The sequence below is a fragment of the Mixta theicola genome, from assembly GCF_002895925.1.
In the GTDB taxonomy this organism is placed as follows: Bacteria; Pseudomonadota; Gammaproteobacteria; order Enterobacterales; family Enterobacteriaceae; genus Mixta; species Mixta theicola.
The window spans coordinates 419,445-445,714 of the sequence record NZ_NWUO01000002.1 but is presented as its reverse complement, the minus strand read 5'-3'; the positions used below and the strand labels follow the sequence as shown (position 1 = coordinate 445,714).

Genomic DNA, 26,270 nt, shown 5'->3' with positions numbered 1-26,270 from the left:
TTATGTAACCGCAGCAAAAGATTGACTTTTCCGCCTGCTGGCATTTCAATAGAGCCGTTTAACGCAAGCGACAAGGTAAACCAAGCATGCACGCTATTTTTCGTTTCTTTTTTTACTTTAGCACCTGATTTCCGGGGGCTTGTGCGCGAAAAAAGAAACGAAAAATCGCACTGAAAGCCTCCCTCGTGGAGGCTTTTTTGTTTGCCGCGAACTGATATGGACTTCTGGTCCCCACCTGAAACAGCCCGGCCTTAGGCTGGAAGAAGAGGAAACAATGTCCCATCTCGCAGAGCTGGTTGCCAATGCCAGGGCAGCCATTGAACATGCGCAGGACGTTGCGGCGTTAGATAACGTCCGCGTCGAATATCTGGGCAAAAAAGGGCATCTGACCCTGCAGATGACCACCCTGCGCGAACTGCCGGCCGAAGAGCGTCCGGCGGCAGGCGCGGTGATTAACGAAGCCAAACAGCAGGTGCAGGAAGCGCTTAACGCGCGGAAAGATGCGCTGGAATCCGCCGCGCTTAACGCACGTCTGGCGGCTGAGACCATTGATGTTTCCCTGCCAGGGCGCCGTACAGAAAATGGCGGCCTGCATCCGGTCACCCGTACCATCGATCGTATTGAAGCCTTTTTTGGCGAGCTGGGTTTTGCCGTGGTCACCGGACCGGAAATCGAAGACGACTATCATAACTTCGATGCGCTGAACATTCCCGGCCATCATCCGGCCCGCGCCGATCATGATACCTTCTGGTTTGACGCCACGCGCCTGTTGCGTACCCAGACCTCCGGCGTACAGATCCGCACGATGAAAAACCAGCAGCCGCCGATTCGCATTATCGCGCCGGGCCGCGTTTACCGTAACGATTACGACCAGACGCATACGCCGATGTTTCATCAGATGGAAGGCCTGATTGTCGATAAAGGTATCAGCTTCACCAACCTGAAGGGCACACTGCACGATTTTCTGCGTAACTTCTTCGAAGAGGATTTACAGATCCGCTTCCGTCCTTCCTATTTCCCGTTCACCGAGCCTTCTGCTGAAGTCGATGTGATGGGCAAAAACGGCAAATGGCTGGAAGTGCTGGGCTGCGGCATGGTGCATCCGAATGTGCTGCGCAATGTCGGCATCGACCCGGAGATTTACTCTGGCTTCGCCTTTGGCATGGGTATGGAGCGTCTGACCATGCTGCGTTATGGCGTGACCGATCTGCGTGCTTTCTTCGAAAACGATCTTCGTTTCCTCAAACAGTTTAAATAAGGGCAGGTTATCCAATGAAATTCAGTGAACTCTGGTTACGCGAATGGGTAAATCCGGCTCTTGACAGTGCGGCCCTGGCGGAACAAATCACGATGGCCGGCCTGGAAGTAGACGGCATTGAGCCGGTCGCGGGCGCTTTTCACGGCGTGGTCGTTGGTGAAGTTGTTGAGTGCGGTCAGCACCCGAACGCCGATAAACTGCGCGTAACCAAGGTCAACGTCGGCGGCGAGCGTCTGCTGGATATTGTTTGCGGCGCGCCAAACTGCCGTCAGGGCCTGAAAGTGGCGGTGGCCACCGTCGGTGCCGTGCTGCCGGGCGATTTTAAAATCAAAGCGGCGAAGCTGCGCGGCGAGCCGTCAGAAGGCATGCTGTGTTCATTCTCCGAGCTGGGCATCAGCGACGATCACAACGGTATCATTGAGCTGCCTGCGGACGCGCCGATCGGCGCTGATATTCGTGATTATCTGCAGCTGGACGATAACAGCATCGAAATCAGCATCACGCCAAACCGCGCCGACTGCTTTGGCATTATTGGTATCGCGCGCGACGTGGCCGTGCTGAATGGCCTGCCGCTCAATACGCCGGAAATGGCCGCGGTGCCGGCGACCATCAGCGATACGCTGCCGATTCGCGTAGACGCGACCGATGCCTGCCCGCGTTATCTGAGCCGGGTAGTAAAAAATATTAATGTGAAGGCGGCCACGCCGCTGTGGATGAAAGAGAAGCTGCGTCGCTGCGGCATTCGCTCTATCGATCCGGTTGTGGACGTGACCAACTACGTGCTGCTGGAGCTGGGACAGCCGATGCATGCCTTCGATCTGGATCGCATTGATGGCGGTATCGTGGTGCGTATGGCGCAGCAGGATGAAGCGCTGACGCTGCTTGACGGCAACGAAGTGAAGCTTAACAGCGATACGCTGGTCATTGCCGATCACCATAAACCATTGGCAATGGGCGGCATCTTCGGCGGCGAGCACTCAGGCGTTAATGAAGAAACCTCCAGCGTACTGCTGGAATGCGCCTGGTTTGCGCCGCTGGCGATTACTGGCCGCGCCCGTCGTCACGGTTTACATACCGATGCGTCCCATCGCTACGAGCGCGGCGTCGATCCGGCCCTGCAGCAACAGGCAATGGAGCGCGCTACGCGCCTGCTGCTGGAGATTTGCGGCGGTGAAGCGGGTCCGGTTGTTGATACCAGCGCCCAGGATAAGCTGCCGGTACGCGCTACCATTACGCTGCGCCGTGAAAAACTGGATCGACTGATTGGTCATCATATTGCCGATGAACAGGTCACCGACATCCTGCAGCGCCTGGGCTGTGAAGTGAGCGTAAGCGCAGGCGAATGGCGCGCGGTAGCGCCAGGCTGGCGCTTTGATATGGCGATTGAAGAAGATCTGGTTGAAGAAGTGGCGCGCGTTTACGGCTACAACAACATCCCGGACGTGCCGGTTAAAGCCTCGCTGGTTATGACGCAGCATCGCGAAGCCTCGCTGTCGCTGAAGCGCGTAAAAAACCTGCTGGTGGATAAAGGCTACCAGGAAGCCATTACGTACAGCTTTGTCGATCCTAAAGTGCAGGCCTTGCTGCATCCAGGCGTTGATGCGCTGATTCTGCCCAGCCCGATCTCCAGCGATATGTCCGCGATGCGCCTCTCGCTGTGGACCGGTTTGCTCTCTGCTGTGGTATACAACCAGAACCGTCAGCAGAGCCGCGTACGTCTGTTTGAAAGCGGTTTGCGCTTTGTGCCGGATACACAAGCAGATTTAGGTATCCGTCAGGATGTTATGCTGGCTGGCGTATTGAGCGGCAACCGCTTCGAAGAGCACTGGGACCTGGCGCGTCAGACCGTCGACTTCTATGATTTAAAAGGTGATTTGGAATCGGTACTGGAGCTGACCGGCAAACTGGATGTCATTGAATTCCGCGCCGAAGCGAATCCGGCCCTGCATCCGGGGCAAAGCGCCGCGATTTATTTACAGGGCGAACGCATCGGATTTATCGGAGTAATTCATCCGGAGCTGGAGCGCAAGCTGGATCTCAATGGCCGAACCTTAGTGTTTGAACTGCTTTGGAATAAGGTTGCAGACCGCGTCCTGCCTGATGCGCGCGAGATTTCTCGCTTCCCGGCAAACCGTCGCGATATCGCCGTTGTGGTGGCTGAAACGGTCCCGGCAGCAGATATCATTGCGGAGTGTAAGAAAGTTGGCGCAAATCAGATAGTTGGCGTAAACTTGTTTGACGTGTACCGTGGTAAGGGTGTAAACGAAGGTTTTAAGAGCCTTGCGATAAGCCTGATTTTGCAAGATACCAGCCGGACACTCGAAGAAGACGAGATTGCCGCAACCGTCGCCAACTGCGTTGCGGCATTAAAAGAGCGATTCCAGGCAACCTTGAGGGATTGAACCTATGGCGCTTACAAAAGCTGATATGTCGGAATACCTGTTTGAAAAGCTGGGGCTGAGTAAACGGGATGCCAAAGAGCTGGTTGAACTGTTTTTTGAAGAGGTAAGGAGAGCTTTGGAAAACGGCGAGCAGGTCAAACTGTCTGGATTTGGCAACTTTGATCTTCGCGACAAAAATCAACGGCCAGGACGTAACCCGAAAACCGGTGAAGATATTCCGATCACCGCGCGTCGTGTGGTAACGTTCCGCCCTGGACAAAAGCTGAAAAGCCGCGTCGAGAACGCTTCCCCTAAAAACGACTGATCTGTCAGCAACATAAAAGGCCGCCCCGTGCGGCCTTTTTTATTCCTAACTTAAAACCACGTCCTGTGGACGTGGTTAGCAACGGATTTTGGCTTTGCCTTATTATCTTTAGGTTTAAATCTAACAGAACGGGCAGAGACTTCTTTTTAAGGTTTTTGGTACGCCCTTCCAGGGCGAAATCAATGCCGCCTTCTATGAAGGCGGATTTTTACTGCCGCTGCTCAGGCTGGCTAAACGGAGTTTTTTTCCGCTTTTTTCATAAAGCAATCACAATGTAAGGAATTCGTAAGTATCAGGCAAATAAGGTGAAAATCGTCTCAGGATGATAGTGACAGCCTGCGCTTCGGGAGTATAAACAGGGGGTGAAACACGATGAGGTTACCCCGATGAAAATGAAAACATTACTTCCAGGCATAGTGCTGAGTATCCTGACGGCGCTTCCTGTTGCTGCCAGCGCTGCCGTTTCGTTTGATCTGACGCCCGCCGGCGTGACGATCCATATTGGCGATCGCGATCATCGAGGTTACTACTGGGATGGCTATGACTGGCGCGCCCCGCAATGGTGGCAGGAACATCACGGCCATCATATTGGGGAGAAAGGGCCGCGCGGCTACTGGAACGGCAACGGCTGGCAATCCCATCGACCTGAAGAGCATCGTCAGCAATCCGATCGCAAAAAGCCGGTAACGCATCATCAGGAGCCTGCACATGGTAGGCCGATGGCGCACCGTGAAGGACACAACAACGATCGGCTGGCGGCGGATCATGATGCGCATGGCGCGGCAGGCCATCGCCCCGATTTTCAGCCGCATGGCTAAGCGTATTACGCCGGGCGACAGCGCCCGGCTTGTCTTATCCCTTTCTTTTTTTGCTTCAGCCACTACAATCAAATCTCTGTTTTCCTTATAAAACTACGGCTATGACGCTGCTAACTGAACTTTCCCGTCAGGCGGATCGCCGCGCTTATCGTTGGCTGGGCTGGCTGAGCGCCATCCTGCTGGGCATTACGCTGATCAGCCTGTGCGCCGGGGAAGAGTGGATCCTGCCTGACCGCTGGCTAAGCGAGGCGGGGAAGCTGTTCGTCTGGCAGCTGCGCCTGCCGCGTACGCTGAGCGTGTTGCTGGTCGGCGCCTCGCTGGCGACGGCGGGCTGCGTAATGCAGGCGCTGTTTGAAAACCCGCTGGCGGAGCCGGGCCTGCTGGGCGTATCAAACGGGGCGGGCATTGGGCTGGTGCTGTGCGTGCTGCTGGGTAATGGCGATTTCTGGGCGTTCAGCCTGGCCGCCATTGCCGGCGCGCTGCTGGTCACGCTTATCCTGCTGCGTTTTGCCCGTCGTCATCTTTCCAACAGCCGCCTGCTGCTGGCTGGCGTTGCGCTGGGGATTATCTGCAGCGCGGCGATGACCTGGGTGGTTTATTTCAGCAGCAACCTCGATTTGCGCCAGCTGATGTACTGGATGATGGGCGGCTTTAGCGGTATTGACTGGCGCTACCGCTGGCTGATGCTGGCGCTGCTGCCGGTTCTCTGCTGGCTGAGCGCGCAGGCGAAAATTCTGAATTTACTGGCGCTGGGCGAAACCAGCGCACGCCAGCTCGGCCTGTCGCTTTTCCTGTGGCGCAACCTGCTGGTGGTGGCGATTGGCTGGCTGGTGGGCGTTAGCGTCGCACTGGCCGGATCGATCGGTTTTATCGGGCTGGTGGTGCCGCATTTGCTGCGGTTAAACGGGCTTACCGATCATCGTATGCTGTTACCGGCCAGCGCCCTGGCTGGCGCCGCCGTATTGCTTGCTGCCGATATCATTGCCAGACTGGTACTTACCGCAGCGGAGTTACCCATTGGCGTAGTAACGGCTACGCTGGGCGCGCCGCTGTTTATTTGGTTATTACTCACTCAGCACCGTTAAGGGGCTGTATCACACACCGAAACAGGAAACACGCATGAGCATTTACGATACTGAACTGGTTATGCTGGATGGTAAACGGACCACGCTGGGACAATGGAAAGGCGATGTCCTGCTGATCGTTAACGTGGCTTCCCGGTGCGGACTGACGCCGCAGTATAAAGAGCTGGAAAACCTGCAGCGCGCCTGGAATAAATCCGGCTTTAATGTGCTGGGTTTTCCGTGCAACGCTTTTCTCGGTCAGGAGCCAGGCAGTAACGAAGAGATCAGAGATTTTTGCAACACCAACTATGGCGTCAGCTTCCCGATGTTTAGCAAAATCGAGGTGAACGGACCTGAACGCCATCCGCTTTATCAGCAGCTGATTGCAGCATGTCCTGAAGCGGTAGAACCGGAAAATAGCGGCTTTTATGAGCGTATGGCGAGTAAAGGCCGGGCGCCTAAACAGAAGGGCGACATTTTATGGAATTTCGAGAAGTTCCTGGTCGGTCGCCACGGTGAAGTGGTACAGCGTTTCGCGCCGGATATGACGCCGGAAGATCCTATCGTAATGGAAAGTATTAAGCTCGCGCTGGCGAAGTAATGTTGTTATCCATTGAGCAGGCGACCGTGCCGGGACGCCTGCAGGCTTTTAGCGCCCAGGTCAACGGCGGAGAGCTAATCCATCTGCTTGGCCCCAATGGCGCCGGTAAAAGTTCACTGCTGGCGCGCCTGTCCGGGCTTTTGCCCGGCAAAGGCGTGGTGCGACTTGCCGGCAGGCCGCTGGAAGCGTGGCCACGGGCATCGCTGGCGCGACGGCGCGCCTGGCTGCCACAGCAGCAGCCGCCGCCGGGGCAGATGGCGGTTTTTCACTATTTGCAGCAGCATCTGGCGGGCGCAACGGTCGGGCAGGATACGCTGTTATCACGGCTGATAGCGGCTTTTCAGCTGCACGATAAGCTTACGCGACCGCTAACCCAACTTTCCGGCGGCGAATGGCAGCGCGTAAGGCTGATGGCGGTGCTGCTGCAGGTTTGGCCAGGCGCCGTGCAGCCAGCAACGCTACTGTTGCTGGACGAGCCTTACGCCGGGCTGGATGTGGCGCAGCAGCAGGCGCTGGATCGCGAGTTAGCGGCTTTTTGTCGCGCGGGCGGCGCGGTAATCACCAGCGGTCACGATCTTAACCATAGCCTGCGTCATGCACGCGGCGTTTGGCTAATGCAGCAGGGAAAAGTGATGCAGCAGGGGCGTGCTGAGGCCGTTCTGCAGCCTGAGACGCTGCGCGCGCTGTATGGCCTGGCCTTTCGTAAGCTGCAGTCAGAAGGAGAAAGCTGGTTAATCGCTGAAGAGATGCGCTGAGATGATTGCCAGCGCTAATTGTTACCGTTACAGTTAGCCCGGCTCCGCTCATACAGGAAGGACTCAGGTTATGCGAATCGGTGTATTACTCTTGCTTAGCGTATTACTTGTCGGCTGTAGTCATCATGCGCCACCGCCTGACGGGCGTCTTGCTGATTCAATCACCGTTATTGCTGAACTGAACGACCAGCTAAGCCGCTGGCACGGTACGCCTTATCGCTACGGCGGCCTGAGCCGGAGCGGCGTCGACTGTTCCGGATTTGTTTATCTCACCTTCCGCGATCGCTTTAATTTACAGCTGCCGCGAAGCACTCGCGCCCAGACCGTTACCGGAACGCGCATCGATAAAGATCAGCTGCTGCCGGGGGATTTAGTTTTCTTTAAAACGGGCCGTGGAGAAAACGGTCTGCATGTAGGCATTTACGACAGTGATAAACAGTTTATTCATGCCTCTACCAGCCAGGGCGTAATCCGTTCTTCGCTGGATAACAGCTACTGGCAAAAAGTATTTTGGCAGGCGCGGCGAATTTAAGATTAACCTGTTGAAAAGCATCAATCGATTCAGAAAATGCTCATTTAAACAGCTTTTAAAATATGAAATGATAAGCAGGAAATGTAGCGCCGGAATGAATGAAAATTCGGCTTTACATAAGCGGCCTTTTTAATTGTCCTGTAAGTAAGATACTCCCGGAATCAACAGAAATTATCACTAAATCTTATTTATTAGCATGGCGCGGTGCAGAGAAACATAAGCGGCCATAAAGGTAAATTTGAGTTATATTCTGCAGTATCAGTAAGTTACCGTACTAAAAAGAGCGAAAAGGGCCGCCGCCTGTCATTAAGGACACTATTGATTGTAGTTTTTCCTTAGTATAGGATGCCCAAATTGCCACTTTTCATGGCTAAAAAAATGACAACTCCAGTTTTTGCTGATTATTTTATTCATACAGCCTTCAATCCTGTTTATGCTTTAAATGGTCGATTACTTGCCGTAGATTTGCTGTCCAGCTTTACGCATGCTTCTCTTAAGGTTGTTGTGCCGCAGGATATTCTGTTATCTCAGCTCGACGGCGAACAGCGTTTGCAAACGTTACAAAAGCAGATCGGCGTTATTGAGCATTATCACGACTTTTTTCTGCAGAATAATGTTGCAGTAATTTTGAGCGTGGATGAAGAAATGGTTGAGACCATTTTATCCAGTGAATTCCTGCTACGTAAACTGCAGCCGCTTCAGGCGCTGGAATTAGCGCTTAATGAGAGCTTTCCCGACTTTAAAGCGGGAAAAGATAACCCGTTATTAAGCAACCTCAGCGACAAATTTAAATTAACGCTGAATAATTTTGGCTCAGGTAAAGCCCCCGCAAAAGCGGTTTACGATAATCTGTTTCACCGTATCAGGCTGGATAAATATTTTTTGCAGCAGACGCTAAAGCGCGCCTCTTATCATTCCATGTTAAAGGCCATCGCTTATCAGGTCAGCGATCACTGTCAGCAATTTATCGTGCAGGGCGTGGACGATCTCGCCACGCTGGAAAAAATCACCCCTTTTGCCTTTACCGGCATGCAGGGCGCGCTGTTTCCCCCCGTCCCGGATAGCGAACTGGCCACCCTGATGGAGCCGCCCCCCGGCTTTTCTGACGGCCACGGCTGATAGCCCACGCGGTTTTTTGTTTACGACCTCACATCAGGGTTACACTTAAACTCTACTGCGGCAAACGGAGGCAGCATGGAGTTTAATAACACCTGGCATAATGAATTAAGCGGATTTTATACCGCGCTGAAGCCGACCCCGCTTAAACAGGCCCGCCTGCTTTACCATAGCGAGGCGCTGGCGCGTGAGCTGGAGCTGGATGAAAGCTGGTTCAGCGCGGACAAAACCGACATCTGGAGCGGCGCAACGCTGCTGCCTGGCATGCAGCCGCTGGCGCAGGTCTATAGCGGCCATCAGTTTGGCGTCTGGGCCGGACAATTGGGCGACGGGCGCGGCATTCTGTTGGGCGAGCAGCAGCTGTCCGACGGCAGAAAATTTGACTGGCATTTAAAGGGCGCGGGCCTGACCCCTTATTCGCGTATGGGCGACGGGCGTGCCGTGCTGCGCTCGACGGTACGTGAATTTCTCGCCTCTGAGGCTCTGCATCATTTAGGCATTCCTTCCAGCCGGGCGCTAACCATTGTGACCAGCGATGAACCGGTTTATCGTGAAACCAAAGAGCGCGGGGCGATGCTGCTGCGCGTCGCGGAAAGCCATGCGCGTTTCGGCCATTTTGAACACTTTTTCTATAACGGCGAACCGGAAAAAGTACGGCAGCTGGCAGACTACCTTATCCATTATCACTGGCCGTCGCTGGAGTCGCAGCCGGATCGCTATCTGCTGTGGTTTAACGATGTCGTGGAGCGCACCGCACGCTTAATCGCCGCCTGGCAGAGTGTTGGCTTCGCTCATGGGGTGATGAATACCGATAATATGTCAATTCTGGGTCTGACGCTGGACTATGGCCCCTACGGTTTTCTGGATGATTATCAGCCAGGCTTTATTTGTAATCATTCGGATTATCAGGGACGTTACGCCTTTGATAATCAGCCAACGATCGGTTTATGGAATCTTAACCGGCTGGCGCATGCGCTGTCGGACCTGATGACCACCGAGCAGCTTAAGCAGGCGCTGAGCCGGTACGAGCCGGCGCTGATAGCGGCGTGGGGCGAAAAAATGCGCGCGAAGCTGGGCTTTTTAACGCCGCAGGCGGAGGACAACGAGCTGCTCACCGGACTGCTGGCGTTGATGAGTCAGGAGGGAAGCGACTATACGCGCACCTTCCGTATGCTAAGCGAGACGCAGCAGCAGGAGAGCCGTTCGCCGCTGCGCGACGAATTTATCGATCGGGCGGCGTTTGACCAGTGGTATCAGCGTTATCAGCAGCGTTTATTAAAAGATGAGCGCAGCGACGCCGAACGCCAACAGCGAATGAAAGCAGCCAATCCGGCGGTTGTTTTACGCAACTATCTGGCTCAGCAGGCGATTGAAGGCGCACAGCGGGATGACATCACCATGCTGAAACATCTGCATCAGGCGTTGTGTAATCCGTTCAGCGATGCGCCGGAATATGCCGATTTAACCCGGCGTCCGCCGGATGAAGGCAAGAAAATCGAGGTAAGCTGCTCCAGCTAACCCGCTAACCCGCTAACCCGCGGACAAGCAATTTAGCCAGAAGATATTTTTCACAAATATGCACTGAACTGAAGGCGCGGGGAGTGCAGGCAGAAGAGTAAAGCGTCCTGCGCCAGGGATGGCGCAGGCCGAGCTGTCAGAGATGATGTCTTTTGCGTCTTTACGATCGGCCTGCGCTCCCTGCACAGGCACCGGTTTTTTAATTAAAACGGCTATCCACCGCATCGGCCAGCTGCGCCAGCACCGCTTCGCTATCTTCCCAGCCGAGACAGGGATCGGTAATGGACTGACCGTAAGTAAGCGGCTGTCCGCTAACGACCGGCTGATTACCCTCCTGCAAAAAGCTTTCAATCATCACGCCGGCAATGGCGCGCGAGCCGTCACGGATCTGCTGCGCGACCGATTCGGCCACGTCACGCTGGCGGCGGTGCTGCTTCAGGCAGTTGCCGTGGCTAAAATCCACCACCAGCTGTTCCGGCAGGTCAAACGCGCGCAGGCTGGCCGCCGCATCCGCAATATCCTGCGGATGATAGTTTGGCACTTTACCGCCGCGCATAATGATATGGCCGGAAGGGTTACCGCTGGTCTGATAAATGGTCATCTGACCATGCTTGTCAGGCGAAAGGAACATGTGGCTTACCCGTGCCGCCCGAATTGCATCTACCGCAATGCGCGTATTGCCATCGGTACCGTTTTTAAAACCGACCGGACAGGAAAGGGCCGACGCCATTTCACGATGGATCTGACTTTCCGTGGTTCGGGCACCGATAGCGCCCCAGCTCACTAAATCGGCAATAAACTGGCCGATCACCATATCAAGGAACTCCGTAGCCGTAGGCAGGCCCAGCGCATTAATATCCAGCAGCAGCTTACGCGCAATGGCAAGCCCTTCATTAACGCGAAACGAACCATCCAGATCGGGATCGGAAATCAGCCCTTTCCAGCCAACAACGGTACGGGGTTTTTCAAAATAGGTGCGCATGACAATTTCAAGACGGGAATGATACTTATCATGCAGCGCCTTGAGCTTAGCGGCATATTCCAGCGCGGCGCGCGGATCGTGCAGCGAACAGGGGCCAATAATCACCAGCAGGCGCGGATCGTCGCCCGCAAGAATACGCGCGATGCGCTGGCGCGCCTGAGTGACATTGGCAGCGATACCCTCGCTTATCGGGTACTGCTCCGCCAGCGCTGCGGGCGTCACCAGCGTATCGATGCGTGCAGTTCGCAGTTCATCAGTTTTGTTCATTGGGATCTCAAAATAATTTCTTCACAGCGGCAGAAGTGCCGGGAAGTGATGGCGATCACAATAAACCAACCAGCAGTAAATTCAACCGCCTGAAAGGGTTAAAAGCGTATCCTGGAGCATAATATGTGCCGAAGCTCAGCTTAATACATCCGGCGATTCAGTCCCATAATATCGAGAATTTTCGTGGCGATCTCTTCAACCGAATAGTTAGTGCTGTTGAGATAGGGGATTTGGTGCGAACGAAACAGCGCTTCAACTTCGCCCACTTCCAGCCGACACTGGCGCATTGAGGCATAGCGTGTGTTCTCGGCCCGCTCCTGACGAATCGCCGCCAGCCGTTCCGGATCGATAGTTAAACCAAACAGCTTATGCTGCAAAGGCTTCAGGGCCGGCGGCAGCTTCAGGTTATCCATATCATCGGCGATGAACGGATAATTGGCGGCCCGCACGCCAAACTGCATGGCCAGATAAAGGCTGGTCGGCGTTTTACCGCAGCGGGAAACGCCCAGCAGGATAACCTGCGCCTCGTCAAGGCCGCGCAGCGAAATACCGTCGTCATGCGCCAGGGTATAGTCGATGGCTGCGATGCGCGCGTCATATTTACCCAGGTTGCTGGCGGTTAATCCGTGGGTGCGGTGCGCTACCGGGGCGGGTGCCATGCCCAGTTCCTGCTGTAGCGGCGCGACCAGCGCCTGCACAATATCCTGACAAAAGCCGTCGCTTTGTAAAATAACGTCGCGCACCTCCGGCAGAACAATAGAAAAAAACACCAGCGGACGCAGGCCGCTTTGCTGATAAATGGCGTTAATCTGCGCTTTTACCGCCTGCGCGCGCTGGACGTTTTCTACAAAAGGCAGGGTAAAGCTATTGGTCATCACCGGAAACTGGGACATAACCGCATGTCCCAACACCTCAGCGGTGATAGCGGTGCCGTCAGAGATGTAAAAAACGCTGCGTTCTGCCGTCATACTTATTCTCTCTTCTACAGGGTTAACTGAGCCTGGCAGATAATCAACAATAAAATCAATCAGCAATTTCGCATACTTTATGAAATGAAAGTTTCAAAAATTATTAATTTGAATATTTTATTCTTTGCGCTTTTACTGAGCGTTTAGCCCATAAGTAAATGAAATAGCGTTCCTGCTTTTATTTATCTATAAACCTAGCTGAAGAGAATGAATGGATAAAAGCAGGCGGCCCAGCGTTGCGCAAAAAAATAAACCAGGTAAAACGGTTACATTAATACATTTTACTGAATTTATTGCTTTTATTAAAAAATAATTTTGTTGCGCAAACGCCTTATTATAGCCGGAGTTTTCTTAAAACCTTTTTTTTGCGCTGCTTTAACGATTCAACACTTTCGCTTTTACATTCTCTTGTGCCAGGCTGAATAAGCGTCATAAGCGCAATTTTTCCGTGTGCCCCTCAAATTTATCATAAAAGGATTGTCCCAATGTTCAATCAAGGCGAAATGCCGCTAGTGCTCTGGTATAGCCAGTTAGGCATGAACGATGTTGATCGCGTGGGAGGAAAAAATGCCTCTCTCGGTGAAATGATTACTAACCTGTCGTCGCTTGGCGTATCCGTTCCTGACGGTTTTGCGACCACCTCGGAAGCTTTCAATCAATTTCTCGATCAGAGCGGCGTTAACCAGCGTATTTATGCGTTGCTGGATGAAACCGACATTGATGATGTGGATGAACTTGCTAAAGCGGGTAAGCAGATCCGCCAGTGGATTGTAGAAACACCTTTCCAGCCGGCGCTGGAAGAGGCCATACGCGAGGCTTATCAGCAGCTGTCAGCCGATGATGAAGAGGCCTCTTTTGCCGTGCGATCCTCGGCGACGGCTGAAGATATGCCGGATGCGTCGTTCGCCGGTCAGCAGGAAACCTTCCTTAACGTGCAGGGCTTCGATGCTGTTATGGTCGCGGTAAAACATGTTTATGCTTCGCTATTTAACGACCGCGCTATCTCCTATCGCGTGCATCAGGGCTACGATCATCGTGGCGTGGCGCTCTCCGCTGGCGTGCAGCGCATGGTGCGCTCCGATGAGGCCGCTTCCGGCGTAATGTTTACCATTGATACCGAATCGGGCTTTGATCAGGTCGTGTTTATTACCGCCGCCTGGGGGCTGGGCGAAATGGTGGTGCAGGGCGCGGTTAACCCGGATGAATTCTACGTACATAAGCCGACGTTACAGGCCAGCCGACCTGCCATTGTACGCCGCAATATGGGTTCGAAGAAAATCCGCATGATTTATGCCGATTCGCAGGCGCATGGCGAGCAGGTAAAAATTGAAGACGTACCGCAGCAGGATCGCGATCGTTTTTGCCTCAGCGATGATGAGGTGCAGGCGCTGGCGCATCAGGCGCTGCAAATTGAAAAACACTATAAGCGTCCAATGGATATTGAGTGGGCGAAAGATGGCCATACCGGCAAGCTGTATATCGTTCAGGCGCGCCCGGAAACCGTGCGCTCTAACGGGCAGGTGATGGAGCGTTACACGCTGCAGGGCAAAGGCAAGATTGTGGTCGAAGGACGCGCAATTGGCCATCGTATTGGCGCAGGCGAAGTGAAGGTCATCCACGATATTAGCGAAATGAACCGTATCCAGAAGGGCGATGTGCTGGTCACCGATATGACCGACCCGGACTGGGAACCGATTATGAAAAAAGCGGCGGCGATCGTGACTAACCGTGGCGGGCGTACCTGTCATGCGGCGATTATCGCTCGTGAGCTGGGCATCCCGGCGGTAGTCGGCTGCGGCGACGCCACCGATCGGCTGAAGGATGGTCATAAAGTGACGGTTTCCTGCGCCGAAGGCGATACCGGCTACGTCTACGACGATCTGCTCGACTTTGAAGTAAAAAGTTCGCAGGTGGATAAAATGCCTGAGCTGCCGCTTAAAATCATGATGAACGTGGGCAACCCGGACCGGGCGTTTGATTTTGCCTGCCTGCCTAACGAAGGCGTCGGCCTGGCGCGTCTGGAATTTATCATTAACCGCATGATTGGTGTGCATCCAAAAGCGTTGCTGGAGTTCGATCAGCAGACGCCGGAGCTGCAGCAGAAAATCCGTGAATTAATGAAAGGCTTTGACGATCCGGTGGAGTTCTACATTGGACGTCTGACGGAAGGGATCGCCACGCTGGGCGCGGCCTTTGCGCCGAAGCGCGTGATTGTGCGCCTGTCGGACTTTAAGTCTAACGAATACGCCAATCTGGTCGGCGGCGAGCGCTATGAACCGGAAGAGGAAAACCCGATGCTGGGCTTCCGTGGTGCCGGACGCTACGTGGCGGATCGCTTCCGCGACTGCTTTGCGCTGGAATGCGAAGCCGTGAAGCGCGTGCGCAATGAGATGGGGCTGACCAACGTCGAAATTATGATTCCTTTTGTGCGTACCGTGGCGCAGGCCGAAGCGGTGATTGAGGAACTGGCGCGGCAGGGTCTGAAGCGCGGCGAGAATGGCCTCAAGGTGATTATGATGTGTGAAATTCCGTCCAACGCGCTGCTGGCGGAGCAATTCCTTGAACACTTTGACGGCTTCTCTATCGGCTCAAATGATATGACGCAGCTGGCGCTGGGGCTGGATCGCGACTCCGGCGTGGTTTCTGAACTGTTTGACGAGCGTAACGAGGCGGTTAAAGCGCTGCTGTCGATGGCTATCCGCGCCGCCAAAAAGCAGGGTAAATACGTTGGCATTTGTGGTCAGGGACCGTCCGACCATCAGGACTTTGCCGCCTGGCTGATGGAAGAAGGCATCGACAGCCTGTCGCTTAATCCTGATACGGTAGTGCAGACCTGGCTCAGTCTTGCTGAGATAAAGTAAAAGATCCCTTAATAATGTTACTTATCTATAAAGGCCGGAATTTCCGGCCTTTTTACTGGGCAAAAGGGCAAAAAAAAAGCCCATCACATGGGATGGGCAAAGACTACACACAGCAATTCTTCACTTTACTCAGGGGAAAAAGGTTGTTTAAAAATCATAGGTTTGATCCTAAACATGGCACTCATAGTATTCAGCTACGGCTTGCCAGTCTTTAAGAATCCTCTTATTAGTTAATCGTTCGTTATATTTTGTGCGCCTGTTCAGGCTATTAAGGCCCGAAAACTGTGCCACTGGTAATCAGTTTCGCGCTGGCATCACCGCAAAAGAGGTAATGGTAAGAAAAGTTAAGCAATATTAATGAAATTTCGGCGGGCGGACAGAACGGAAATGCGCCGGACAGCGCGTACTGTCCGGCTGGAGGGGTTACCGGGAGTCTGTATCTTGCTTCACTTCTTCTTCATGTTCGGCCAGTTCCTCAACGACATCTTCAGGATCTTCTGCCGGCATCGGCGCCTCATGCACCCAAACTGCAACCAGACGATAGGAGACCGCCAGCATCACCGGCCCAATAAACAGACCAATCATGCCAAAAGCCATCAGGCCGCCGATTACCCCGGAGAGAATCAAAATCATCGGTAAATCGGCGCCCATACGAATCAGCATCGGACGCAGCACGTTATCCAGCGTACCGACAACGCAGCTCCATATCAGCAGCACCGTGCCCCACGTAGTATCGCCGCTCCAGTAAAGCCAGATAACCGCCGGGATCAACACCGGTAACGGACCCGCCTGCACCAGACAGAACAGAATCATCAGCACCGTCAACAGCGTGGCATAAGGGATGCCGGCCACGGCCAGGCCAATCCCGCCCAGGACGCCCTGCACCAGCGCGGTGACTACCACGCCCAGCGCCACCGCGCGGATCGCCTGCCCGGCAAGCAGCACCGACGCATCGCCCCGACGTCCCGCCAGGCGGAAGGCAAAGTGGCGAATGCCATCGCCAACCTGTTCGCCGCGCCAGTAAAGCAGCACGCTGAATAGCAGCATCAGGCCCAGATGCAGCAGAAAACGCCCGAAATGGCCCGCCTGGGCGACAAAAAAGCCGGTAGTGCGTCCGACATAAGGCTGTACTTTCGCCATGAGGGCGCTGCCGCCGCCGTCCAGCAGCAGGTGATAGCTGCTGTACAGCTTCGTGCCGACCAGAGGGATCTCATTCAGCCAGCTCAGCAGCGGCGGATGAAGATTCCCTGATGTCGCCCAGGCAACCACCGGCCCGATATTATTGATCAGGCTGTTCACCAGCAGCGCGACGGGAATAATAAACAGCAGTAGCAGGATAAGCGTCATGGCGATAATCGCCAGCGTACGCCGTCCCCAAAGCAAAGCCTGTAGCTTAAGCATTAGCGGCCAGGTGGCAATAACAACCATGGCTGCCCAGGCAAATCCCAAAATGAATGGCTGCACCACCCAGAAGCAGGCAACAATCATCAGCAGGATGAACATCAAAGAGAATAGAATTTGGGTTAAGTCCATATCCTGTCGCAGTTTTCTCATACGAAAAAAAGATCCTTAATTTGCGCCTTGCGATTATGAGCAGCCCGTTGCCGCTCATCACATAATAATGCGCGATTCCTTTACGTTGCGACAGGGTTAAGCAACGGAAGTTTTTACCTTTCCTGAAAAAACAGCGGGCCATAAAAAAATGTGATACAACGAGATTTCGCAGATAAAACAGCAAGCGCAAACGATACACAACATTTGGTTACCCGATAATGATCCCACAGATTTCTCAGGCGCCAGGCCTTGTGCAGCTGGTGCTTTCATTTTTGGACACGCTTAAACAACAAGGATTTACCGGCGATACGGCTACCAGTTATGCCGATCGTCTTACCATGTCGACCGATAACAGCATTTATCAGCTGTTGCCGGATGCGGTGCTTTTCCCACGCTCAACGGCCGATGTCGCTCTGCTGGCCAGAGTCGCGGCGATGCCGCAGTTTGCCCGTCTGATCTTTACCCCGCGCGGCGGCGGCACCGGCACTAACGGGCAGTCGCTTAATCAGGGCATCGTGGTCGATATGTCGCGCTATATGAACCGTATCCTGGAAATTAACCCGGAGCAGGGCTGGGTGCGGGTTGAAGCGGGCGTGATAAAAGATCAGCTCAATGCCTTTCTTAAGCCTTACGGCTATTTTTTCTCACCGGAGCTGTCAACCAGCAACCGCGCCACGCTGGGCGGCATGATTAATACCGATGCTTCCGGTCAGGGCTCGCTGGTGTATGGCAAAACCTCCGATCATGTGCTGGGGCTGCGGGCGGTGGTGTTGGGCGGCGATATTATCGATACCCGCGCCATGCCGGTCGCGCTGGCGGAGCAGCTGGCCGCCGGGCAGACGCCGGAAGGATGTATCTATCACACCGTGCTGTCACGCTGCCGCCAGCAGCGCGATCGGATTACTGAAAAATTTCCACCGCTGAACCGCTTCCTTACCGGCTACGATTTACGTCACGTGCTAAGCGACGATCTGCAAACGTTCGATCTAACGCGCATTCTGTGCGGGGCGGAAGGCACGCTGGCCTTTATCAGCGAAGCGCAGCTGAATATTACGCCGCTGCCTGCGGTACGCCGTTTAGTGAATATCAAATATGACTCATTTGATTCGGCGCTGCGTAACGCACCGTTAATGGTGGAAGCCAAAGCGCTGTCGGTAGAAACGGTTGATTCAAAGGTGCTGAATCTGGCGCGTGAGGATATTGTCTGGCATTCGGTGCGCGAGTTAATTACCGATGTGCCGGGCAAAGAGATGCTGGGTATTAATATCGTCGAGTTCGCCGGAGACGATCGTCAACTGATCGAAAACCAGGTCGCTTCCCTGTGCCAGCGTCTCGATGCGCTGATGGCGCAGCAGCAGGGCGGCGTGATCGGCTATCAGCTGTGTAACGATATTGATGCGATAGAGCGCATCTACAATATGCGTAAAAAAGCCGTAGGCCTGCTGGGGAATGCCAAAGGTCGCGCCAAGCCGATTCCCTTTGTGGAGGATACCGCAGTGCCGCCGGAACATCTGGCGGACTATATTACCGAATTTCGCGCGCTGCTGGATAACCACGGCCTGAATTACGGCATGTTTGGTCATGTTGATGCCGGCGTGCTGCACGTGCGCCCGGCGCTGGATATGTGCGATCCGCAGCAGGAGATGCTGATGAAGCAGATCTCCGATGAAGTGGTCGCGCTGACGGCGCGTTACGGTGGGCTACTGTGGGGCGAACATGGGAAAGGGTTCCGGGCGCAGTACAGTCCGGCCTTTTTTGGCGAAGTGCTGTATGAAGAACTGCGCCGTATCAAGGCGGCCTTCGATCCTGCGAACCGGCTTAACCCCGGCAAGATCTGTACGCCGTTCGGCGTCGATGATCCGATGATGCAGATCGATGGCGTGAAGCGCGGCTATTATGACCGCCAGATCCCGCTCGTCGTACGTAATGAGTGGCGCGGCGCGCTGGAGTGCAACGGTAACGGCCTGTGCTTTAATTTTGACGTGCGCAGCCCGATGTGCCCATCGATGAAAATTACCCACAACCGTATTCATTCGCCTAAGGGGCGCGCCACGCTGACGCGCGAATGGCTGCGTTTGCTGGCGGAGAAAGGCGTCGATCCGCTGACGCTGGAGCAGCAGATCCCGGAATCCGCCATTAGCCTGCGTGGTTTAATCACCCGAACCCGCAACAGCTGGTATGCGCGCAAAGGCGAATATGACTTTTCGCATGAGGTAAAAGAGGCGATGTCCGGCTGTCTCGCCTGTAAAGCCTGTTCCACGCAGTGCCCGATTAAAATTGATGTTCCGGCGTTCCGATCGCGTTTCCTGCAGCTTTATCATACGCGTTACCTGCGCCCGCTCAGCGATCACCTGGTGGCGGCGGTAGAAAGCTATGCGCCGGTGATGGCGCGCGCGCCGCGCACCTTTAATTTCTTCCTGCGGCAGCCCTGGCTGCGCACCCTGAGCCAGCGCCATATCGGTATGGTTGATCTGCCGCTGCTCTCTTCGCCCACGCTAAAACAGCAGCTGGCGGGCCATACGGCGGCGACAACGACGCTGGAACAGCTGGAGAAACTTGACGCCGCCCAGCGGGAAAAAACGGTGCTGGTGGTACAGGATCCCTTTACCAGCTATTACGAAGCGCAGCTGGTGGCGGACTTTGTGCGCCTGATTGAAAAGCTGGGGTATCAGCCGGTACTGCTGCCGTTTTCGCCTAATGGTAAAGCGCAGCATATTAAAGGCTTCCTGAAACGCTTTGCCCGCACCGCGCAAAAAACCGCAGATTTCCTTAACCGGCTGGCGCAGCTGGGGATGCCGCTGGTGGGCGTCGATCCGGCGCTGGTGCTGTGCTATCGCGATGAATATCAGCAGACGCTGGGCGATAAACGCGGCGATTTCCACGTTCAGCTGGTGCATGAATGGCTGCATCAGGCGCTGTCGCCACGCGCGATACAGCCGCAGACCGGGGAAGCCTGGTATCTGTTTGCCCACTGTACGGAGGTTACTACGCTGCCCGCCACGCCCGAACAATGGGCCGCCATTTTTGCGCGTTTTGGCGCGCGGCTGGAAAATATCAACGTGGGCTGCTGCGGCATGGCGGGAACGTACGGACATGAGGCGAAAAATCTGGATAATTCGCTGGGGATTTATGAGCTCTCCTGGCATCCGCAGTTACAAAAACTGCCGCGTCAGCGCTGCCTGGCCACCGGCTACTCCTGCCGCAGCCAGGTTAAGCGTATCGAAGGCTCCGGGATGCGCCATCCGCTGCAGGCGCTGTTGGAGCTCATGTAATGGCGATCTGGAAGCGACAGGTTACCCTGGCGGAGATAAATGCGCGCGGCGTCGGCTGTATGGTAGAACATCTGGGCATCCGCTTTACGGCGCTGCATGATGATGGGCTGGAAGCCACAATGCCGGTCGATGCGCGGACGCGCCAGCCGTTTGGTCTGCTACACGGCGGCGCGTCCGCCGTGCTGGCGGAAACCTTAGGCTCGATGGCAGGTTATCTCTGCACGCAGGATGATGAGATGCTGGTTGGCCTGGAGATCAATGCCAACCATCTGCGCGCGGTACGGGAAGGCGAGGTGCGGGGCCGCTGTCGGCCGCTGCATCTTGGAGGCACGCATCAGGTCTGGCAGATAGAGATTTATGATGGCGAAAATCGTCTTTGCTGCAGCTCGCGGCTGACCACCTCGGTAAGGTCCGGCGCGGCCAGGCGCTGAGCCTTACCAGATCCGGCCGGCATGCTTCACCTGATATGTATTAATGATAATCATTATCACAATAAAGTCGCGTCAGGTTGCAATGGCGCGGCGGAATAATTTATCGATTAATGCGGCCTGTTGATAAAATCGGCGATAGCAATCCCAACCTTCTTATATCAGCGTAAAATAGCTGATGCTGCGGGTTAACTCAGGTAGCACTTTTTAACCGTTTGATTTTAAACTATTATTCCCGGCGAAAATGCCCGCCATGATGGTCAGCGCAATCCAGCCTGGCAGAGACTATCCTTAGTTAACAGGTTCTAAAACCGTATTTTGCGCTTATCCCTGCAAAACAAGAGGTTGAAGCAATTATCATTATCACTAACATAGTGGGATAAGCCTGTAAGGCATCGCATCGCGAGGTAATAAACAATGCAATCTGCAAATCCGGCTTCTTTCTCTCCAGATGATTTTAGCTGGAGGGGTTTGACCCTTACTGACAGCGCAGCGCAGCAAATCAAAGCGCTTGCCGCTAACGATCCGCATGTTTTAGGACTCCGGCTGGGCGTTAAGTCGTCCGGCTGCGCCGGTTTCGGCTATACCATGGACCTGGTGAAAGAGCCGGTAGCGGACGATCTGCTGTTTACTCATCAGGGCGCAACGCTGTACGTGCCGCTCCAGGCGATGCCCCTTATTGACGGTACGCAGGTGGATTTCGTTCGCGAAGGTCTGAATCAGGTATTTAAATTTAATAATCCTAAAGCTCAACACGCCTGCGGTTGTGGTGAGAGCTTTGGCGTTGAGTAACAGTGCTATGTCCCGAAACAGTGAAGCATCAGATGACGTACAAATCTGGGAAGGTGGCCGCAAAAACTATAAAGAAGGCTTCTTTACCCAACTGCAGACCGATGAGCTGGCGCACGGCATCAGCGAAGAGGTGGTGCGCGCGATTTCCGCCAAGCGTAACGAGCCGGAATGGATGCTGGAGTTCCGACTGAAAGCCTATGAAGCCTGGCTTCAGATGGAAGAGCCGCACTGGCTGAAAGCCCATTACGATAAGCTGGACTATCAGGATTACAGCTATTACTCAGCCCCTTCCTGCGGCAACTGCGATGACAGCTGCGCGTCAGAGCCGGGCGCGCTGCAATCCTCCGGCGGCCAGGCGGGCAGCAGCTACCTGACTCAGGAAGTGGAAAACGCCTTCGAACAGCTCGGCGTACCGGTGCGTGAAGGGAAAGAGGTGGCGGTAGACGCCATTTTTGACTCGGTATCGGTGGCAACGACCTATCGTCATAAACTGGCGGAGCAGGGCATTATTTTCTGCTCCTTTGGCGAAGCTATTCAGGAACATCCGGAGCTGGTGAAGAAATATCTCGGTACCGTGGTTCCGCATAACGATAATTTCTTTGCCGCGCTGAACTCCGCCGTCGCCTCAGACGGCACCTTCGTCTATATCCCGAAAGGGGTGCGTTGCCCGATGGAGCTGTCCACCTATTTCCGCATCAACGCGGCGAAAACCGGACAGTTTGAGCGCACCATCCTCGTTGCCGATGAAGATAGCTACGTCAGCTATATCGAAGGCTGCTCCGCGCCGGTACGTGACAGCTATCAGCTGCATGCGGCCGTGGTGGAAGTGATCATCCACAAGAACGCCGAGGTGAAATACTCCACGGTGCAGAACTGGTTCCCCGGCGGCGAAGGCGAAGGCGGTATCCTGAACTTCGTGACCAAGCGCGCGCTGTGCGAAGGCGAGGGCAGCAAAATGTCCTGGACGCAATCGGAAACCGGCTCCGCGATTACCTGGAAATACCCCAGCGTTATCCTGCGCGGCGATAACTCCATCGGTGAGTTTTATTCCGTCGCCCTGACCAGCGGTCGTCAGCAGGCGGATACCGGCACCAAAATGATTCATATCGGCAAAAACACCAAATCGACCATTATCTCTAAAGGGATTTCCGCCGGTAAAAGCCAGAACACCTATCGCGGCCTGGTGAAGATTATGCCGACGGCCACTAACGCGCGTAACTTTACCCAGTGCGATTCGATGCTGATTGGCCCTGACTGCGGCGCGCATACTTTCCCGTATGTTGAGACGCGCAACAACACCGCGCAGCTGGAGCATGAAGCGACCACCTCACGTATCGGCGAAGACCAGCTGTTCTACTGCCTGCAGCGTGGGATCAGCGAGGAAGATGCGATTTCTATGATCGTTAACGGCTTCTGTAAAGATGTCTTCTCTGAGCTGCCGCTGGAATTTGCCGTTGAGGCGCAAAAGCTGTTGGCCATTAGTCTGGAACACAGCGTTGGCTAATGCCAGCGCGATGCATCGTTGCCTGTCGGCAAGCGAAGGATAAAACATGTTAAGCATTAAAGATTTACAGGTAAGCATTGAAGATAAGGCCATCCTGCGCGGACTGGATCTTGAAGTAAAACCGGGCGAAGTCCATGCGATTATGGGGCCTAACGGCTCCGGTAAAAGTACGCTTTCCGCCACGCTGGCGGGGCGCGAAGAGTATGAAGTGTCTGGCGGTTCGGTGGCGTTTAAAGGCAAAGATCTGCTGGAGCTGGCGCCGGAAGATCGCGCCGGCGAAGGTATCTTTATGGCCTTCCAGTATCCGGTGGAGATCCCCGGCGTCAGCAATCAGTTTTTCCTGCAAACGGCGGTGAACGCGGTGCGTAAATACCGTCAACAGGAAGAGCTGGACCGTTTCGACTTTCAGGACTTTATCGAAGAGAAAATCGACCTGTTGAAAATGCCGGAAGATCTGTTGACCCGCTCGGTTAACGTCGGCTTTTCCGGCGGCGAGAAGAAGCGTAACGATATTCTGCAGATGGCGGCGCTGGAGCCGGATCTGTGCATTCTTGATGAAACCGACTCCGGTCTGGATATTGATGCGTTAAAAATTGTCGCTAACGGCGTGAACTCGCTGCGTGACGGCAAGCGCGCCTTTATCATTGTGACGCACTATCAGCGCATTCTGGACTATATCAAGCCGGACTACGTGCATGTGCTGTATCAGGGCAAATTCGTGAAATCTGGCGACTTTACGCTGGTGAAACAGCTGGAGGAGCAAGGCTATGGCTGGCTTACCGACCAGGAGTGAAAACGCGCTGCAGCAGTGGCACCACCTGTTTGAGTCGCGCGGCGACGTGCGCTCACTGCAGGCGCAGCAACACTGGCAGCAGCTGATGCGGCTCGGATTGCCGACCCGCAAGCATGAAAACTGGAAATATACGCCGCTGGACGCTCTGCTCAGCCAGCACTTTGTGCTGCCTGAAGCGTCGGCGCTGACCTCTGAGGATGTCGCTCGTCTGGCGCTGCCGCTGGATGCGGTGCGTCTGGTGTTCGTTGACGGTCATTTTAATGCCGTGCTGAGCGACGCCCAGTTCGATCGCTTTGACGTGCAGGTGGCCAGCGCGACGGAAAGACGCAGCCTGACCGCCCCTGTTCAGCCGGAGGTGTTTTTGCACCTGACCGAAAGCCTCGCCGAACAGGCGACCACGCTGCGTCTGCCGCGTGGTAAAGCCGCCGGGCGTCCGCTCTATTTGCTGCATATCAGCAGCGGACGCGCGGAGCAGCAGCTGAATACGGTGCATTATCGTCATCATCTGCAGATCGAAGACGGTGCCGAGGCGCAGGTTATTGAACATTACGTTAGCCTGAATGCGCAGCCGCACTTTACCGGCGCCCGTCTGACGATGACGGTCGGCGACAATGCGCAGCTGACCCATACCAAGCTCTCGTTTGAAAATGCCGATAGCTACCACTTTGCGCATAACGATATCGTGGCCGGACGCGACGCACGCGTCAGCAGCCACAGCTTCCTGCTGGGCGCCGGTCTGAGCCGTCATAATACCAGTGCTCAGCTGAACGGTGAGAACAGCAACCTGGTCATTAACAGCCTGGTGCTGCCGGTAGATAAAGAGGTATGCGACACCCGCACTTACCTTGAGCACAACAAAGGCTATTGCCAGAGCCGCCAGCTGCATAAAACTATCGTCCGCGATCGCGCACGCGCGGTGTTTAACGGCATGATTAAAGTGGCACAGCACGCGCTTAAAACCGATGGTCAGATGACCAACAACAACTTGCTGTTAGGGCGTCTGGCGGAAGTGGATACCAAACCACAGCTGGAAATCTATGCTGATGACGTTAAATGTAGCCACGGCGCCACGGTAGGGCGTATCGACGAAGAGCAGATGTTCTATCTGCGCGCGCGCGGTATCAGTGAAGAAGCGGCGCAGCGCATGATTGTTTACGCCTTTGCCGCAGAGCTGACCGAAGCGATTGATGATGAAACGCTGAAGGCCTGCGTGCTGCAGCGTATCGCGCAACGTTTTCCCGGAGGCATTCAATGAGTTTTGATCTCGCACGCGTCAGGGCCGATTTCCCGATTCTGGCGCGCGAGGTCAACGGACAGCCGTTGGCCTACCTTGACAGCGCGGCCAGCGCGCAAAAACCGCTGGCGGTGATTAACGCGGAAAGCCATTTTTACCAGCACGGCTATGCGGCGGTTCACCGGGGGATCCACACCCTCAGCGCCGCAGCCACGACGGATATGGAAAACGTGCGTGTCCAGGCGGCGCGTTTTCTTAATGCCGCCTCGCCGGAAGAAATTGTTTTCGTTAAAGGCACCACCGAAGGCATTAACCTGGTGGCCAACAGCTGGGGCGGCAGCCAGCTGCAGCCAGGCGACAATATTATTATCACCGCCATGGAACATCACGCGAATATCGTGCCGTGGCAGATGGTCGCCGCCCGTACCGGCGCAACCATCCGCGTGCTGCCGCTGACGACGGAAGGGGAGCTGGATAGCATGCAGCTCGCTTCGCTTATCGATAGCAGAACGCGTCTGCTGGCCGTTACGCACGTTTCTAACGTGTTGGGCACCGTTAATCCGGTAAAAGCGCTGGTCGCGCAGGCGAAGGCGGCAGGGGTGGTGACGCTGGTAGACGGCGCGCAGGCCGTTATGCATCAGCGGGTAGACGTACAGGATATTGGCTGCGATTTTTACGTTTTTTCCGGCCATAAAATCTATGGGCCGACCGGCACTGGCATTCTGTATGGCCGCCAGGCGTTGCTGTCAGCGATGCCGCCGTGGGAAGGCGGCGGTTCGATGATTGAACATGTGGTGCTGCCGGAAGGCACCACCTATGCCAAAGCGCCGTGGAGCCTGGAAGCGGGAACGCCCAATACCGGCGGTATTATCGGCCTGGGCGCCGCGCTGGCGTACGTAGAAGCGCTGGGGCTGGATAATATTCAGGCCTGGGAGCAGTTGCTGATGCGCTACGCGCTGGATAAGCTCGCTTCGGTGCCGGACCTGAAAATTTATGGGCCGCAGGCGCGTGCCGGCGTGATCGCGTTTAATCTGGGCAACCATCACGCCTATGATGTCGGCAGCTTCCTCGATCGGTACGGGATTGCCATTCGTACCGGTCACCACTGCGCGATGCCGTTGATGAAACACTACGGCGTACCCGCTATGTGTCGCGCATCGATCGCTATGTATAATAGCGAAGAAGAGGTCGATCGGCTTGCCGCCGGGCTGACACGTATTCATCGCCTGCTGGGAGGCTAAGCCGTC

21 protein-coding genes, 1 other RNA gene, 1 pseudogene and 1 other annotated feature are annotated in these 26,270 nt (G+C 55.0%); of the genes and pseudogenes, 19 read left to right on the top strand and 4 right to left on the bottom strand.

The genetic code is table 11. The annotated features are described in order from the left end of the window. Positions 1-77: 77 nt before the first annotated feature. Positions 78-202 (top strand) — a sequence feature (Phe leader region). The 11 genes and pseudogenes from pheM (at position 87) to COO59_RS04575 (ending at position 10,368) form a co-directional block, all read left to right on the top strand. Next, positions 87-128 (top strand): annotated as a pseudogene (gene pheM, locus COO59_RS21610) (pheST operon leader peptide PheM). It overlaps the preceding feature by 42 nt. A 72-nt stretch (positions 203-274) precedes the next feature. Next, positions 275-1,258, top strand: a complete 984-nt coding sequence (gene pheS / locus COO59_RS04620; RefSeq protein ID WP_103058656.1) for a phenylalanine--tRNA ligase subunit alpha — start codon at positions 275-277, stop codon at positions 1,256-1,258. 14 nt (positions 1,259-1,272) lie between these two features. Then, positions 1,273-3,660: a phenylalanine--tRNA ligase subunit beta gene (pheT, locus tag COO59_RS04615; protein WP_103058655.1), complete on the top strand. Its 2,388-nt coding sequence runs from the start codon at positions 1,273-1,275 to the stop codon at positions 3,658-3,660. A gap of 4 nt (positions 3,661-3,664) precedes the next feature. Further along, the gene (gene ihfA, locus COO59_RS04610; protein ID WP_103058654.1) at positions 3,665-3,964 is read left to right on the top strand and encodes an integration host factor subunit alpha; all 300 of its coding nucleotides are present in this window, start codon (positions 3,665-3,667) and stop codon (positions 3,962-3,964) included. 392 nt (positions 3,965-4,356) lie between these two features. Next, positions 4,357-4,782: a DUF2502 domain-containing protein gene (locus tag COO59_RS04605; RefSeq protein WP_103058715.1), complete on the top strand. Its 426-nt coding sequence runs from the start codon at positions 4,357-4,359 to the stop codon at positions 4,780-4,782. Between the two features lie 101 nt (positions 4,783-4,883). Beyond that, complete coding sequence (btuC, locus tag COO59_RS04600) at positions 4,884-5,867, top strand: vitamin B12 ABC transporter permease BtuC (protein WP_103058653.1); 984 nt, start codon at positions 4,884-4,886, stop codon at positions 5,865-5,867. Positions 5,868-5,901: 34 nt separating this feature from the next. Beyond that, positions 5,902-6,447 carry a glutathione peroxidase gene (locus tag COO59_RS04595; protein ID WP_103058652.1) on the top strand — a complete coding sequence of 182 codons (546 nt, stop codon included), beginning with the start codon at positions 5,902-5,904 and terminating at the stop codon, positions 6,445-6,447. Next, positions 6,447-7,202, top strand: coding sequence for a vitamin B12 ABC transporter ATP-binding protein BtuD (btuD, locus tag COO59_RS04590; RefSeq protein WP_103058651.1), 756 nt, complete (start codon positions 6,447-6,449; stop codon positions 7,200-7,202). The genes COO59_RS04595 and btuD overlap by 1 nt, the downstream gene beginning before the upstream one ends. Positions 7,203-7,272: 70 nt before the next feature. Beyond that, complete coding sequence (locus COO59_RS04585) at positions 7,273-7,734, top strand: C40 family peptidase (protein WP_103058650.1); 462 nt, start codon at positions 7,273-7,275, stop codon at positions 7,732-7,734. Between the two features lie 378 nt (positions 7,735-8,112). After that, positions 8,113-8,853, top strand: a complete 741-nt coding sequence (locus COO59_RS04580; RefSeq protein WP_165786486.1) for an EAL domain-containing protein — start codon at positions 8,113-8,115, stop codon at positions 8,851-8,853. A gap of 75 nt (positions 8,854-8,928) precedes the next feature. Next, positions 8,929-10,368, top strand: coding sequence for a protein adenylyltransferase SelO (locus COO59_RS04575; RefSeq protein WP_103058648.1), 1,440 nt, complete (start codon positions 8,929-8,931; stop codon positions 10,366-10,368). A 199-nt stretch (positions 10,369-10,567) separates the two neighbouring features. On the opposite strand, the gene COO59_RS04570 is transcribed toward COO59_RS04575, so the two are convergent. After that, positions 10,568-11,617: a 3-deoxy-7-phosphoheptulonate synthase gene (locus COO59_RS04570; RefSeq protein WP_103058647.1), complete on the bottom strand. Its 1,050-nt coding sequence runs from the start codon at positions 11,615-11,617 to the stop codon at positions 10,568-10,570. A 140-nt stretch (positions 11,618-11,757) separates the two neighbouring features. Continuing rightward, on the bottom strand, positions 11,758-12,585 hold the full coding sequence (gene ppsR, locus COO59_RS04565) for a posphoenolpyruvate synthetase regulatory kinase/phosphorylase PpsR (RefSeq protein WP_133158587.1): 828 nt from the start codon (positions 12,583-12,585) through the stop codon (positions 11,758-11,760). A gap of 485 nt (positions 12,586-13,070) precedes the next feature. Between ppsR and ppsA the strand changes: the two genes are divergently transcribed. Continuing rightward, positions 13,071-15,446, top strand: coding sequence for a phosphoenolpyruvate synthase (gene ppsA, locus COO59_RS04560; RefSeq protein WP_103058646.1), 2,376 nt, complete (start codon positions 13,071-13,073; stop codon positions 15,444-15,446). 68 nt (positions 15,447-15,514) lie between these two features. Here ppsA and rprA read toward each other — a convergent pair. Together rprA and ydiK are read right to left on the bottom strand one after the other, a co-directional pair. Continuing rightward, positions 15,515-15,624, bottom strand: an RNA gene (rprA, locus tag COO59_RS04555) — antisense sRNA RprA. A gap of 245 nt (positions 15,625-15,869) precedes the next feature. Further along, the gene (gene ydiK, locus COO59_RS04550) at positions 15,870-17,000 is read right to left on the bottom strand and encodes an AI-2E family transporter YdiK (RefSeq protein ID WP_103058645.1); all 1,131 of its coding nucleotides are present in this window, start codon (positions 16,998-17,000) and stop codon (positions 15,870-15,872) included. 218 nt (positions 17,001-17,218) lie between these two features. Here ydiK and ydiJ point away from each other — a divergent pair, with 218 nt between their 5' ends. From ydiJ to sufS, 7 genes are all read left to right on the top strand, one after another. After that, the gene (gene ydiJ / locus COO59_RS04545) at positions 17,219-20,272 is read left to right on the top strand and encodes a D-2-hydroxyglutarate dehydrogenase YdiJ (protein WP_103058644.1); all 3,054 of its coding nucleotides are present in this window, start codon (positions 17,219-17,221) and stop codon (positions 20,270-20,272) included. After that, complete coding sequence (locus COO59_RS04540; protein WP_103058643.1) at positions 20,272-20,703, top strand: hotdog fold thioesterase; 432 nt, start codon at positions 20,272-20,274, stop codon at positions 20,701-20,703. Before ydiJ ends, COO59_RS04540 begins: the two co-directional genes overlap by 1 nt. 414 nt (positions 20,704-21,117) lie before the next feature. Next, positions 21,118-21,492, top strand: coding sequence for a Fe-S cluster assembly scaffold SufA (gene sufA / locus COO59_RS04535; RefSeq protein WP_103058642.1), 375 nt, complete (start codon positions 21,118-21,120; stop codon positions 21,490-21,492). Positions 21,493-21,499: 7 nt separating this feature from the next. Continuing rightward, the gene (gene sufB / locus COO59_RS04530; RefSeq protein WP_103058641.1) at positions 21,500-22,996 is read left to right on the top strand and encodes a Fe-S cluster assembly protein SufB; all 1,497 of its coding nucleotides are present in this window, start codon (positions 21,500-21,502) and stop codon (positions 22,994-22,996) included. A 46-nt stretch (positions 22,997-23,042) separates the two neighbouring features. Further along, positions 23,043-23,789 (top strand): Fe-S cluster assembly ATPase SufC, encoded by a 747-nt coding sequence (gene sufC, locus COO59_RS04525; protein ID WP_103058640.1) that lies wholly within the window; start codon positions 23,043-23,045, stop codon positions 23,787-23,789. Further along, positions 23,764-25,044, top strand: a complete 1,281-nt coding sequence (gene sufD, locus COO59_RS04520) for a Fe-S cluster assembly protein SufD (RefSeq protein WP_103058639.1) — start codon at positions 23,764-23,766, stop codon at positions 25,042-25,044. Before sufC ends, sufD begins: the two co-directional genes overlap by 26 nt. Further along, a complete protein-coding gene (gene sufS, locus COO59_RS04515) occupies positions 25,041-26,264 on the top strand; it encodes a cysteine desulfurase SufS (protein ID WP_103058638.1) in 1,224 nt (407 codons plus the stop codon). The genes sufD and sufS overlap by 4 nt, the downstream gene beginning before the upstream one ends. The last annotated feature ends 6 nt before the right edge of the window (positions 26,265-26,270 follow it).